Genomic DNA, 13,897 nt, shown 5'->3' on the forward strand with positions numbered 1-13,897 from the left:
GGCGGGGCCGTCGTGTTTTGGGGAGAGCGGGGGCGGGGCCTCCGTGTTCAGCCGTGGTGGCGAGGCTGCGGCAGCGGGCGGCCGTACCAGCGTTCGACCAGGCGGGCCGCGATGGAGATGCCCGAGGGGGGAAGCACCTCACCGGACTCGATGGCGGCCCGCAGGTCGTCGCGGGAGAACCAGCGGGCCTCTTCGATCTCGTCGCCGTCCACCTGGATGTCGGGGCGGGTGGCGCGCGCCATGAAGCCGAGCATCAGGCTGGAGGGGAAGGGCCAGGGCTGGCTTCCGACGTAGGCGACCGGACCGACGGCCACGCCCGCCTCCTCGGCGACCTCGCGGCGTACGGCGGCTTCGAGGGACTCGCCCGGTTCGACGAACCCCGCCAGTGTGGAGAACCTGCCTTCCGGCCAGTGGACCTGGCGGCCCAGCAGTGCGCGGTCCTGCTCGTCGGTGACGAGCATGATCACGGCCGGGTCGGTGCGCGGATAGTGTTCCGCGCCGCAGGCCGAGCAGCGGCGGACGTGTCCGGCGGCGGCGATGGCGGTGCGCTCGCCGCAGCGGGAGCAGAAGCGGTGGGTGCGCTGCCAGTTCTCCAGGCCGATGGCGTGCGTCATCAGTTCGCTGTCGCGGTCGGAGAGCAACACGCCCGCCTCGCGGAGTCCGGCGGGCCGCGCGATGTCGTCCATGCGTCCGGGCAGGGTGTCCTTCTGGAGCGCGAAGTAGCGCACCCCGTCCTCGTCCGTGCCCAGGAAGTAGCGGTGGGCCTCGGTGAAGGGCGCGTCGAAGGAGGGCATCATGACGAGTTCCGTGGTGCCGTCCTCCTTGTCCTCGATCAGGGCCTGACCGCCGGAGACCACGAAAACGCGGGTGGTGGGGTGGCTCCAGGCCGCTGCGAGCCAGGCCTCGTCCAGGCGGTGGTGGGAGGCGCGGTCGATGCCGCCGGTGGCGGTGAGGCTGATCGGCCGCTCCGCGTCGGGCGCGGCCGGCGCCGAGCCGGTGGCGTGGTCCGCGGACCGTCCCGCGGCATCGCCGGTGGAGCGTTCGGGGCGGTCCGGGCGGTCGATCGAGGTCGAGGTGGTCACTGTGTGTTTCCTACTCCCCCAGGTGTCGGGGCCTCCCTGCCCGGTGGCGGGCCAGGGGCGGTCGGTGGGCGGTGGTGAGGCGGCCGGGCGTGCCCGCGCGGGGCGCCCGGTGGGGCTCACGGGAGGGGCGGCCGGCCCGGTCTCAGCCCGCGCTCCAGTGTGCCGCGAGGTCCTCCCACAGGTAGGCGGCCGTCTCCGCCCCCTTGAACAGGAGATCCATCTCGACCTTCTCGTCGGGCGCGTGCCAGCCGTCCGAAGGGACGGAGATTCCGAGGAAGAGCACCGGGGCCCCCAGGGCGTCCTGGAGATCGGCTGCCGGTCCCGAACCGCCCTCTCTGGTGAAGCGGACCCGCTGTCCGAAGGCGCGGCTCATGGCGCGGGTGAGGGAGCGCAGCGCGGGATGGTCGAGCGGGGTGAGGCAGGGGCGGGTGGCGCCGAAGAAGGTGATCTCGTGCTCGATACCGGCCGGCACCCGGTCGGCGACCCACGCACGCAGCATCCGCTGGATCTGCTCCTCGTCCTGTCCCGCGACCGTGCGGAAGGAGAGCTTCAGCTGTGCGTGGGCGGGCACGATGGTCTTGCCGCCGGGGCCCTGGTAGCCGCCGCCGATGCCGTTGACCTCGGCGGTGGGGCGGGCCCACACCCTCTCCAGGGTGGTGTAGCCGTGCTCGCCCAGTGTCGCGTGGGAGTGAGCGGTGCGGACCCAGGCGTCCTCGTCGAAGGGCAGTTCGGCGAAGAGGGTGCGCTCCTCGTCGGTCAGCGGGAGGACGCCGTCGTAGAACCCGGGCAGTGTCACCCTGCGGTCCTCGTCGTGCAGCGCTGCCGCGATCCTGGCCGCCTCGGTGGCCGGGTTGGGGACGGCACCGCCGAACGAGCCCGAGTGGATGTCCTGGTCGGGGCCGCGCAGGTCGATCTGGCAGTCGGTGAGGCCGCGCATCCCGGTGCAGACGGTGGGGGTGTTCTCGTCCCACATGCCGGTGTCGGAGACGACGACGGCGTCGCAGGCCAGGCGTGCGGCGTGGTCGCGCAGCAGAGCGGTGAAGTGCGGGGATCCCGACTCCTCCTCGCCCTCGATCAGCAGTTTGAGGCCGACCGCCGGTGCGGTGCGTCCCGTGGCGGCCAGGTGCGCCCGGACGCCCAAGGCGTGGAAGAACACCTGCCCCTTGTCGTCGGCGGCGCCGCGCCCGTAGAGGCGTCCCTGCCGCTCCTGCGGCTCGAAAGGCTCGCTGTGCCAGCCGTCGGCGACGTCGGCGGGCTGCACGTCGTGGTGGCCGTAGACCAGCACCGTCGGCGCGGCCGGGTCGGCGGCGGGCCACTCGGCGAAGACGGCGGGCGCCCCGTCGGTCTCCCACACCTCCGCGACGGGGAAGCCGGTGGCGCGCAGCGCGGCAGCGAGCCAGTCGGCGCTGCGCCGCACGTCGTCCGCACGCCCCGGATCGGCCGAAACGGAAGGGATGCGCAGCCACGCCGACAGGTCGGCGAGGAAGGCGGCACGCTGGTCGTCGATGAAGGCCCGGACGGCGTTGTCCGGAGGAGCCGGGGTGGTGCTCATGCCATCGAGCCTAACGGTCGTCGGGGGATTACTCGTCAGCCCAACGGTGACCGGCACCCGGCTCCCCGGCGCCGCCACCGCCACCACTGCCGCTGCCGCTGCCGCTGCCGCCGCCGGCCTGCCCGGAAGCGTCCGCCATGTCCTGTGCGCCGGTACCGCCCGAGCTGCCGACGCCGCGCCTACCGCCGGTGGCGCCGGCGCCGCCCGTACCGCCCGTACCGCCGGTGCCGGCCGTGCTGCCGGTCAGCAGCCTCTCCAGGTCCGCCCGGTCGGGCAGTCCCTCGGGGCGGACCAGTTCGCCACTGCGCACGTACAAGAAGCCCGCGCTGACGGAGGACAGCGGGAGACCATGCTGCTCGGCCCATGCCAGCCGGTAGACGGCCAACTGGAGGGGATCGGCGTCCTGACCGCGCCCGGTCTTCCAGTCGACGATGTCGAACATCACACCGCCGTCGGCCGCGCGGTCGCGGTAGACGGCGTCGATACGGCCGCGGATGACCCGTCCGGCCAGCATCAGCTGGAACGGTGCCTCGACGCGGTAGGGGGTGCGGTGGGCGTAAGGGGAGCGTTCGAAGGCCTCCTTCAGCGCGGCCAGATCCCGCTCGTCCGCGATGGACGGGGGCTCGCCGCCGTCCGTGCCCTCACCGTCCGCGCCCGGCAGCTCGTCGGGACCGAGCATGGGCAGGGTCAGCTCCTCGAAGCGGGACTCCACCCAGGCGTGGAACCGGGTACCGCGGCGGGCGGCGGCGGGCCGCGGCGGGCGCGGCATGGGGCGGGCGAGCTCCCGTGCGAACGCCTCCGGGTCGGCGGCCACGCGCAGCAGCTGGGTGGCGCTCAGTGTGCGCGGCAGCGGTACGTCCCGTACGGCTTCCCGTGAGCGGCGCAGCTCGCCTGTGAGGGCTTCCAGATCGCGGTCCCATGCCGCGGCCAGGCGGGCCTCCTCCGGGGTGAGGCCGCCCGCACCGCTTTCGTCGGCCACGCCATCGGCCCCCGGCTCACGCCCGGGCTCCCTCTCGGCCCCCCTCTCGCGCTCCCCTTCGGTGTCGCTCTCGCGCTCCCCCGCACACTCCCCTTCGCGCTCCCTGTCAAGCTCTCTCTCCCGCTCCCCCTCCGACTCCCCTTCGCGCTCCCTCTCGGCGCCGAGTCGTTCCGCCCCGGCTTCCGTTTCGCCCTCCCTCCGGGCGTCCGCCGCCGCCCCGTCTGCGGGTGCGCCCTGGAGGTAGGACAGGACCGCGTCGGCGGCCGCCCGGCGGCGGGCCAGGGCGCTCGGGTCCAGCGGCAGAGGCCAGGCACGCTCCTCGGCGGACTCCTCCAGCGCGGGGTTGACCGCGTCCTCCTCCGGCGGATCCGCCCAGTGCTCGACCTCGCCGTGTGCGGGGTCGGCCTCGCAGTGGGCGCGCAGGGACTCCAAAAACGCGGAGGGGCCGCGGGGACGCTTCTGCGCGGGCCCCCACCAGTGTCCCGAACCGAGCAGCAGGCTGCGGGGACGGGTGAAGGTGACGTAGCCGAGACGGAGCTCCTCGGTGGCCTGGTGGGCCCGCAGCGCGTTCTCGTGTGCCTTGAGGCTCTTGGCGTTCCACTCGGGGGCCGGCGGCAGAGTGGCCGCGTCGCCGCGCAGCGCGTACGGCAGCACCTTGGGCTGGGCGAGCCAGGTCTCGCGGGCCTGCTCGCTGGGGAACTGCTTGGCGACCAGCCCTGGTACGGCCACCACGTCCCACTCCAGGCCCTTGGACTTGTGCGCGGTCAGCACCTTGACCGTGTTCTCGCCGCCCGGCAGGGAACTGTCGAGGCCCTTCTCGTACTGCACGGCGGTGCGCAGGAAGGCCAGAAAGGCCAGCAGGGTGGCTTCGCCGTCCAGGGAGGCGAAGCCGGCGGCGATGTCGAGGAACTGGCCGAGCGTCTCGCGTCGCCGCGCGGCGACCGCCTGCGGTGAGGCGGCCAGCTCCACCTCGAGCCCGGTGGCGGCCAGCACCCGGTGGAGGACGTCCATGAGCGGGTCGGCCAGCGAGCGGCGCAGCTCGCGCAGTTCCGCGGCCAGCCTGGCGAAGCGCACCCGGGCCTCGGCGGAGAACGGCAGCTCGTCGTCGTGGCCCTCGCTCTCCAGGAAGGTGTCGAGGGCGTCGGCCAGTGAGCGCACCTCCGCGGGGTCGGCGCCCTCCACGGCGGCGGCGAGCCGCTCGTCGGGGTCGGCGTCGGTGCCGCCGCGCTGGTGGGCGACCAGCAGCGCGGCGCGCCGCCCGAGCAGCGCCAGGTCGCGGGGGCCTATGCGCCAGCGCGGTCCGGTCAGCAGCCGGACGAGCGCCGCGTTGGAGGTGGGGTCCTGGAGGACCTCGCAGACGGCCACCAGGTCGGCGATCTCCGGCAGGTGCAGCAGCCCTGAGAGGCCCACCACCTCGACGGGGAGCTCCCGCTCGGCCAGCGCACCCTGGATCTGAGCGAAGTCGCCCGCGCCGCGGCACAGCACGGCGATCTCGCCCGGCGGGGTGCCGGTGCGCACCAGGTGGGCCAGGGAGTCGGCCAGCCAGTCGATCTCCTGCGCCTGGGTGTCCAGCAGCGCGGCCCGCACCCGGCCCGCCCCGGCCGCGTCGGGGGCGGGGCGCAGCGCCTCCACCCCTTCGTGCCGCTCCCGCAGCGGCGCGGCCAGGCCGTTGGCGAGGGTGAGCAGGCGGCCGCCGCTGCGGCGGTTCTCGCTCAGCGACTGGCGTCGCGCCGGGCTGCCGTCGGCGTGCGGGAAGTGGCGGGGGAAGTCGTCCAGATTGGCGACGGAGGCCCCGCGCCAGCCGTAGATGGCCTGGCAGGGGTCGCCGACGGCCGTGACGGGGTGTCCGGTGCCCTGCCCGAACAGTCCGGCCAGCATGACGCGCTGCGCGACGGAGGTGTCCTGATACTCGTCCAGCAGGACGACGGAATACTGCTCGCGCAGTGCCCGCCCGACGTCCGGGAGCCCGGCGAGGCGGGCGGCGAGAGCGATCTGGTCACCGAAGTCGATGCGTTCGCGTTCCCGCTTGCGGGCGCGGTAGGTCTCCACCAGGTCCAGCAGTTCCTCGCGGGCGCGGGTGGCCTGCGGGACCTTGCGGAGCTTGTCGTTGGTCAGCCGGGCGCCCTCCAGCGAGGCGAGGAGTTCCGCGTCGTGGCCGCGGGCCCGCTCGGGGGTGACCAGGTGTTCGCTCAGTTCGGCGTCGAGCGCCAGCACGTCCTCGACGAGGGCGGGGACGGACTTGGTGAGCGCCTCGTAGGGGCCCTCGGCGGCGCGCAGCACCCCGGCCGCGAGCTGAAAGCGGGTGGCGTCGGCCAGCAGCCGCACGGACGGCTCGATGCCCAGGCGCAGCCCGTGCTCGCTCAGCAGCCGCCCCGCGAAGGCGTGGTACGTGGAGATCTGCGGCTCCCCGGCCTCCGCGCTGCCGGGGACGGCCGGGTCGGGATCGGTGACGCCCGCCCTGTGCAGGGCCTTGCGGACGCGGTCGGCCAGCTCACCGGCCGCCTTGTTGGTGAACGTCAGGCCGAGTACACGGTCGGGGGCGACCTGGCCCGTGCCCACCAGCCACACGACGCGGGCGGCCATGACGGTCGTCTTGCCGGAGCCCGCACCGGCGACGATGACCTGCGGGGCGGGCGGTGCGGTGATGCAGGCCGTCTGCTCCGGGGTGAACGGGATACCCAGCAGCTCGGCGAGCTGTCCGGGGTCGGTGAGTGGTGCGGGCACTCCTCAGACGCTAGCGGGCGCGGCTGACACCCGGAGCCGGGGCGGGGAGGAAACAGCCGAGGGCCGGTCACGCCCCACCACGCCATGGCGCGGCATGGAGCGGCACGGCAGGAGCGGCATGGCGCGGCACGGCGCGGTGGCCCGCCGGGCGTGACGGTGTGCGGACGGCCGGGTCACTCCACGATCTGGCGGCCCTCCGGGCGGGCCGAGCACGCCGAGCGGAACGCGCAGTGGGCGCAGTGCTGCCCCGGGGTCGGGGTGAAGCGTTCGTCCAGCACCCTGGCGGCCGCCGTGGCCAGCAGATCCCCCACCCAGTCACCACCGGAGTCGCCGGAACCGCCCTGGCCGTACTCACCGGAGTCGCTCAGGCCGGAGTCACCGGAGCCGCTCTGTGGGGCATCGGGGCCGGAGTCCTCAGGAGTGCCGTCGGGGGCCGGGGCTCCGTCGGGTCCGTCCTGGGCGTCGTGAGGGCCGCCCTCCGGCTCCTGGCGCTGCACCACGGGCAGGGTGTCGCCGCCGTCACGCTTGGCGGCCCCGATGCGCAGGTGCACCAGTTCGGCTCCGCCGGGCTCAGGGCGCCGCCCGTCGAACAGCGCGTCCGCAGCGCCTTCCCGTATGGCGAGCTGGTAGACGGCGAGCTGGGGGTGGCGCTCGACCTCGGGGCCTGTGGGGCGGGCGCGGCCTGTCTTGAAATCGACGACGTAGGCGCGGCCCTGGGCGTCCCGCTCGACCCGGTCCATGCTGCCCCGGATGCGGACGGCGTGCTCCCCCGCCCGCAACGTCACATCAAAACCGTGTTCGCTCCCGGCGGGCTCGCGGCCCTCGCCGCGCTCCATGACGTGCCAGCGCAGGAACCGCTCCAGCGCGGCCCGCGCGCTCTCCTTCTCCTGGCGCGACTTCCACGGCGCCTCGAAGGCGAGCCCGTCCCACACCGCGTCCAGCCGCTCCATCAGCACGGACAGGTCTGCGGGGCTGCTGCCCGAGGCGACCTCGTCCGCCAGTACGTGCACCACGTTGCCGAAGCCCTGCGCGGCCGTCGCCGGCTCGTCGGCCTTCACCTCACGGGTGAGGAACCACTGCAACGCACAGGTGCGCGCCAGCTGCTCCAGCGCGCTGCCGGACAGCGCCACCGGCTGGTCGCGGTCGCGCAGCGGCATATCGGAGCGGGTCGGCTCGGCCAGCCCCCACCAGCGCTGCGGGTGTGCCGCGGGAACCAGCGCGTAGCCCTCCTCGTCACGCTCCCCCGCGAGCCGGGCGAGCCTGCGCGCCGCCGCGTCCCGCAGCGCGGGCGAGACCTGCGGGTCGACGGTGGTGGCCCGCAGCTCCGCGACCAGCGCGGGCACCGACAGCGGGCGGCGCGGGCGACCCGCGACCTGCCGGGGCTCGACCCCCAGCTCGGCGAGGAACCGCGAGGGCTGGTCGCCGTCCTCCGCCTGGGCGCGGACGGCCGTCACCACCAGGCGCCGCGAGGCACGGGTGGCCGCGACGTAGAAGAGCCTGCGCTCCTCGGCCAGCAGCGCCCCCGCGGAGAGCGGTTCGGCGAGCCCGTCGCGACCGATGCGGTCGGCCTCCAGCAGCGAGCCGCGCCGCCGCAGATCGGGCCACAGCCCCTCCTGCACCCCGGCGACGACCACCAGCGGCCACTCCCGGCCCTTGGCCCGGTGCGCCGTCAGCAGCCGTACGGCGTCCGGGCGTACCGCGCGCTGGACGAGGGTGTCGGCGGCGATGTCCTGGGCCTCCAGCTCCGCGAGGAAGTTGAGGGCGCCCCGGCCGCCGCCGCGCTCCTCCGCCCGGGCCGCCACCGCGAACAGGGTGCAGACGGCGTCCAGATCGCGGTCCGCGTTGCGCCCGCCGAAGCCGCCCCGGCGGGCGGCGCGCTCCAGCCGGTCGGGCCATCCTGTGCCGGTCCACAGCGTCCACAGTGCCTCCTCTGCCGTGCCGCCCCCGGCGAGCAGTTCGCGGGTCTTGCGCAGCAGCAGTCCCAGGCTGTGCGCGCCCTCGACGGAGCGGCCCTGAGGCGCCGCCGAGGCCCCCGGGGACTGCGGCGTGTGAGCGACCAGCCGTTCGGGCTCGGCGAGCGCTTCGGCCAGCAGCACGTCCGAGGGGCGGGGCACTCTGGCGCCCGCCGCGCGCTCCTCCTCGCGCAGCGCCCGGCCCAGGCGGCGCAGGTCGGCCGCGTCCATCCCGCCCAGCGGAGAGGACAGCAGCGTCAGTGCGGTGCCGGTGGTGAGCGAGGCGTGTTCTTCCAGCGCTCCCTCGGCCGCGACCCGCAGCGCGGTCAGCAGCGGGGCGATGGTCGGCTCGTGACGCAGCGGCACGTCATCGCCGTCCACCTCGACGGGCACCCCGGCCGAGACGAGGGCGCGCCGCACGACGGGCAGGGAGCGTCCGCCCGCGCGCACCAGCACGGCCATCTCGCCCCAGGGCACGCCGTCCTCCAAGTGGGCACGGCGCAGCAGATCGGCGATGTGCTCCAGCTCGGCGCCGGCCGTGGGATAGGTGAACACCTCGACCCGGCCGGCGGCGGGCAGCCGCGCTCCCGCCGGCTCGGCGAGGGACGCCTCACGGGAGGCCCCCTCGGGGAAGGAGGGCTCCTCCGTGCTGCCGGGCCGCCGGCCGTCAGCACGGGGGGAAGGGATGGCGGGGGCGGGCGCCGGGACAAGAGCACGGTGGGCGCGGACCGCCTCGGCCGGCAGCCGGGTCAGCGGCATGCGCTCGGTCAGCCGGCGGGTGGCGGCCGACAGCGAGGGCGCGAAACGGTGCGCCGTACGCAGCACCCGCACGGGTGCGGGGGCGCCGGAGGGCTGCCGGAAGACGTCGGGGAAGTCCAGGATGCCCCTCACGTCCGCGCCGCGGAACGCGTAGATCGACTGGTCGGGATCGCCGAACGCCACCAGCGTGCGGGCGCCGCCGCCCGCCAGCGCGCGCAGCAGGCGCGCCTGGGCGGGGTCGGTGTCCTGGTACTCGTCGACATAGATCGCGTCGTAGGCGCCGTCGAGCCAGGAGGCGACCTCCCCGCGCTCGGTCAGCAGCGCGGCCCGGTGCACCAGCTCCGCGTAGTCGAGGACGCCCTGCGCGTCGAGCACGTCCAGGTACTCGGCGAAGAAGCCGGCCGCGGCCCGCCAGTCGGGGCGCCCGGCCCGCCGTGCGAAGGCCCCCAGCGCCGCCGGGCCCAGCCCCAGCTCCCTGCTGCGGGCCAGCACGGCCCGCACCTCGTCGGCGAAACCGCGGGTGGTCAGGCAGGCGCGCAGCTCGTCCGGCCAGCGCACCGTCGCCCGCCCCCGCTGCTCCAGCGCGATCTGGCCCTCCAGCAGCTCGCGGATGTGCAGGTCCTGCTCAGGGCCTGTCAGCAGGCGCAGCGGCTCGGCGAACAGGTCGGCGTCCTGGTGGGCGCGGACCAGCGCGTAGCAGTAGGAGTGGAAGGTCGTGGCCTGTGGCGCGGTCAGGGCACCGGCGTCCGCCGCCCGGGCCAGCCGGTCCGTCATCCGGTCGCGCAGCTCCACGGCGGCCTTGCGGCTGAAGGTGAGCACCAGGACGCGCTCGGGATCGGCGCCCTCGCACACGCGGCGGGCGACCGCTTCGACCAGCGTGGTGGTCTTGCCGGTGCCGGGGCCCGCGAGGACGAGGAGAGGGCCGCCCGTGTGGTCAACCACGGCGCGTTGTGCCGCGTCAGAAGCAGGGAGATCGACAGGTCCCGCCGGGGTGCGCACCAGCCGGTACGCGCCGGGCCCGCGGGACCGCTGATGCGCCTCGGCAGTAAGGGAGGGACTCACGTGGATCGCCTAGGGGGAGGTCTGTGCGGGGTGGTACAGACGCTACGCCAGCGGGCACATGTGCCGCAGCGCATCGCTCCTGTACCCCGTACGACCGCGGTACTCCGTACGGGCTCCAGGGTGCATGGAGCCGGGAGCCATGACGGAAGCTGGACACTGTGAGCAGCCGCAGCGCGGGATCACCCGGGCTTCCCGTCCCAGCGGGCCCGGCGCATGTCGATGCGCGGGATGTGCCCGGGCGTACCGGAGGCGGCGGAGCCGGACCGCAGCGGAGTGCCCTCCGCGTGGTAGTGCCTCAGCGCCTCGTGCTCCTTGCCGGGGAGCGGCACGCCGTCGGCGCGCACCACACGCCACCAGCACACCGCGCCGCCGTACAGCGCCATGGCCCGGCCCACCTGACGGGGGCCGCCCTCTTCGAGCCACTCGGCGATGTCCCCGTAGGTCAGCACGCGACCCGCGGGGATCAGGTCGGCCACGTCCAGTACGCGCTCCGCGTAATCGGGCAGCTCGGGCAGGGGGCTCCCGTCCGCGTCGGACGGCACGGACGAGACCGCCACGGGCGGTGCGGTGCGGCCGGGGGACGGTCGCCCGCCTCCGGGTTCTCCAGGCATACGGGCCATGCTGCCTCATGCCACCGACAGCCGTGCCCATTCGCCCGCGGCCTAACGGCACCACCTGGCGATTCGTCCCCGGGAACCCCGGAATGCACCCTCGTGCTCCCGGCGAGCCTCCCCTCGTGCCACCATCTTCCGGGCGGTGACGAGTGATACGGGACCAGGACGAGACGGAATCCGGACAGCGGCACGGTGACGGCCCCCGCTCAGGGGGCGCACCCGCCGCCGGCAGTGCTGCCCACGGGAACGGCGGAACCATCGGCAACCAGGACGGCGCGCCGGAGCCCGGCGACGAGACGGCCGAGAGCGTCGAAGCGGCCGAAGACGCGCAGACGCCCCAGGCCGCGGAGACGACCGAAGGCGCGGAGACGACCGAGGCCGCAGGGAAGGCCGAAGGCGTCGAAGGGGCGGAGGAGACCGAGGACACCGCGGACGGGGGTGAAGCCGACGAGACCCCTGAGGCGGAAAAAGGCGGCGAGACCCCGGACCCGGAGAAGGCCGCGAAGACCGAGCCGCTGGGGCCCGGCGAGAAGCTGGAGGCCGTCGCCAAGGGGGACCGTATCGAGAGCGACGAGCCGCTGCTCTCCGCCCGGGTGCACCGGCCCTCCGACCTGCTGCGGTTGGTGCTGGGGCTGCTGGGCATCGCGCTGGTCCTCACCATCGCCAACTTCGCGCACGGCACCACCGCGGGACTCGAACAGGACATCGACAAAGGCACCGCGGAAGCGCCCGACCTGCTCATCAGCCTGACCGGGCTGGCCTCCAGCATCGCCGTCCTGCTCGTACCCGTCGCGTTCGCGATCGAGCGGCTGATCAAACGGGACGGGCTGCGCATCGCCGACGGCGTCCTGGCCGCCGTGCTCGCTCACGGCGCCTCTCTGGCCGTGGACCTGTGGGTGGCGCAGGCAGCGCCCGACTCGATCAGGGACGCCCTGACCAAGGCCATCACCCCGCAGGACGCCACCACACCGGTGCACAGCTACCTGGCCCCCGTCATCGCCTACATGACGGCCGTCGGCATGGCGCGCCGCCCCCGCTGGCGGGTGGTTTTGTGGGGCGTCCTGCTGCTGAACGCCTTCGCCGTCCTGGTGCCCGGATACACCACCGCCTTCTCCATCGCCGTGACGATCCTCATCGGATGGTCGATCGCCTACGGGACGCTGTACGCGGTCGGCACCCCCAACGTCAGGCCGACCGGGCAGACGCTGCTGGCGGGGCTGCGCCGGGTGGGCTTCAAGCCGGTCGGCGCGCTGCGCGTGGAGGAGGCGAGCGACGCCGACAAGCGCGACCACAACGACCGCGGACGCCGCTACCGGGTGACCCTGGAGGACGGGGGGCCGCTCGATGTGACCGTGGTCGACCGCGAGCAGCAGGCACAGGGGTTCTTCTACCGCGTCTGGCGCAGGCTCGCGCTGCGCGGGATCACGCAGCGCCGCAGCCTGCAATCGCTGCGCCAGGCGCTGGAACAGGAGGCGCTGCTGGCCTACGCGGCGATCTCCGCCGGCGCCAACGCACCCCGGCTGATCGCCACCTCCGAGCTCGGCCCCGACGCCGTGATGCTCGTCTACGAACACCTGCCAGGACGCAGCCTGGACGCGCTGGCCGACGAGGAGATCAGCGACGAACTGATGCGCACGGCCTGGCAGCAGGTCGAGGCGTTGCAGTCCCGCCGGATCGCCCACCGCAGGCTGGTCGGGGACGCGCTGCTGGTGGACCGCTCCGGCGCCGTCTACCTGACGGACCTGCGCGGCGGCGAGATCGCGGCGGGCGATCTGATCCTGCGCATGGACGTCGCCCAACTGCTGACGACACTGGGGCTGCGAGTGGGGGCCGAACGCGCGGTCGCGGCCGCCGTGGACGTGCTGGGCCCCGACGCCGTCGCCGACAGCCTCCCGCTGCTCCAGCCGATCGCGCTCAGCCGCAGCACCCGCACCACCCTGCGCCACCTCGCCAAGGAGCGCGCCGAGAGGGAACGCGAAGCGGTCATCGAGGCCTCCCGCGCCAACAAGGAGACCAAGGCGAGAGAGGCCAGAGCCCGCGGTGAGGCCGCGCACGGGGCCGAGGCGGCGGGGGGCCGCGCGCACCGCAAGTCGCTGCGGGCCGAGAAGAACGCCGAGAAGAAGGCCATAGACGAGGCGCTGGAAGAGGCGCGCGAGGAGGACCTGCTGGCCCAGATCCGCCACCAGGTGCTGCGCGTCAGGCCGCAGGCCCCCATAGAGCCCGCCCGGCTCGAACGCATCAGGCCGCGCACCCTGGTCAGCTTCATCGCCGGCACCCTGGCCGCCTACTTCCTGCTCACGCAGCTCTCACAGGTGCCGGTCGACGTGGTGCTGGACGCCAACTGGGCGTGGGTCGGCGGGGCCGTGGCCTTCTCCACGCTCACCTATGTGTGCGCCGCGATGTCCCTGCTGGGTTTCGTCCCGGAGAAGGTGTCGTGGTGGCGGACGGTGCAGGCGCAGATCGCCGGCTCCTTCGTGAAGCTCGTCGCCCCCGCGGCGGTCGGCGGCGTCGCCCTCAACGCGCGTTTCCTCCAGCGTGCGGGGGTACGGCCAGGACACGCGGTGGCGAGCGTCGGCGCCTCCCAGCTCTTCGGACTGGGCAGCCACATCACCCTCCTGCTGCTGTTCGGCTACATCACCGGCACCGAGCACACGCCCACCCTCTCGCCGTCCCGCGCGGTCATCGCGGGCCTGCTGACGGCTGCCGTGCTGGCGCTGATCGTCACGGCGGTCCCCGCACTGCGCAGGTTCGTCTCCAACCGTGTGCGCTCGCTGTTCGCGGGGGTGGTGCCGCGGATGCTGGACGTGGTGCAGCGGCCGCAGAAGCTGCTCACGGGCGTGCTGGGGATGCTGCTGCTGACCTTGGCGTTCGTGATGTGTCTTGACGCGTGCGTGCGTGCCTTCGGCCACGAGACGAGCTACGCCAACCTGGCCGTCGTCTTCCTGACGGCGAACGCGCTCGGGTCCGCCGCCCCCACACCGGGCGGCCTCGGAGCCGTCGAGGCCGCGCTGATCGCCGCGCTCATCGCCTTCGGGGTGCCCAAGGAGGTGGCGACCCCGGCCGTGCTGCTGTTCCGGCTGATGACGCTCTGGCTGCCCGTGCTGCCCGGCTGGCTGTCCTTCACCCATCTGACCCGCAAGGGAGCGCTGTAACAGCGGACCCTTGGCAGCACT

6 protein-coding genes are annotated in these 13,897 nt (G+C 74.3%); 1 reads left to right on the forward strand and 5 read right to left on the reverse strand.

Annotation, left to right across the window (positions count from 1 at the left end; genetic code table 11):
- Window positions 1–47: 47 nt before the first annotated feature.
- The 5 genes from nudC to DQ392_RS05995 all read right to left on the reverse strand — a co-directional run bounded on the left by nudC (window position 48) and on the right by DQ392_RS05995 (window position 10,721).
- The gene (gene nudC, locus DQ392_RS05975; RefSeq protein WP_114014547.1) at window positions 48–959 is read right to left on the reverse strand and encodes an NAD(+) diphosphatase; all 912 of its coding nucleotides are present in this window, start codon (window positions 957–959) and stop codon (window positions 48–50) included.
- A 265-nt stretch (window positions 960–1,224) separates the two neighbouring features.
- Entirely contained in the window at window positions 1,225–2,634 is a 1,410-nt protein-coding gene (locus tag DQ392_RS05980) for a dipeptidase (protein WP_114014419.1), read from the reverse strand.
- A 28-nt stretch (window positions 2,635–2,662) separates the two neighbouring features.
- Window positions 2,663–6,337 carry an ATP-dependent helicase gene (locus DQ392_RS05985; protein ID WP_114014420.1) on the reverse strand — a complete coding sequence of 1,225 codons (3,675 nt, stop codon included), beginning with the start codon at window positions 6,335–6,337 and terminating at the stop codon, window positions 2,663–2,665.
- A 173-nt stretch (window positions 6,338–6,510) separates the two neighbouring features.
- Window positions 6,511–10,110, reverse strand: a complete 3,600-nt coding sequence (locus tag DQ392_RS05990; RefSeq protein ID WP_114014421.1) for an ATP-dependent helicase — start codon at window positions 10,108–10,110, stop codon at window positions 6,511–6,513.
- A 179-nt stretch (window positions 10,111–10,289) separates the two neighbouring features.
- A complete protein-coding gene (locus DQ392_RS05995) occupies window positions 10,290–10,721 on the reverse strand; it encodes an MGMT family protein (RefSeq protein ID WP_114014548.1) in 432 nt (143 codons plus the stop codon).
- Between the two features lie 152 nt (window positions 10,722–10,873).
- Between DQ392_RS05995 and DQ392_RS06000 the strand changes: the two genes are divergently transcribed.
- The gene (locus tag DQ392_RS06000) at window positions 10,874–13,876 is read left to right on the forward strand and encodes a lysylphosphatidylglycerol synthase transmembrane domain-containing protein (protein WP_181856292.1); all 3,003 of its coding nucleotides are present in this window, start codon (window positions 10,874–10,876) and stop codon (window positions 13,874–13,876) included.
- Window positions 13,877–13,897: the final 21 nt, after the last annotated feature.

Source organism: Streptomyces reniochalinae, assembly GCF_003323735.1.
GTDB classification, from domain to species: domain Bacteria; phylum Actinomycetota; class Actinomycetes; order Streptomycetales; family Streptomycetaceae; genus Streptomyces; species Streptomyces reniochalinae.

What these genes read in the sequence shown, in the direction of transcription:
- DQ392_RS05980 (WP_114014419.1), bottom strand. Translation starts at nt 2,634, where the DNA reads ATGAGCACCACCCCGGCTCCTCCGGACAACGCCGTCCGGGCCTTCATC.
- DQ392_RS05995 (WP_114014548.1), bottom strand. Translation starts at nt 10,721, where the DNA reads ATGCCTGGAGAACCCGGAGGCGGGCGACCGTCCCCCGGCCGCACCGCA.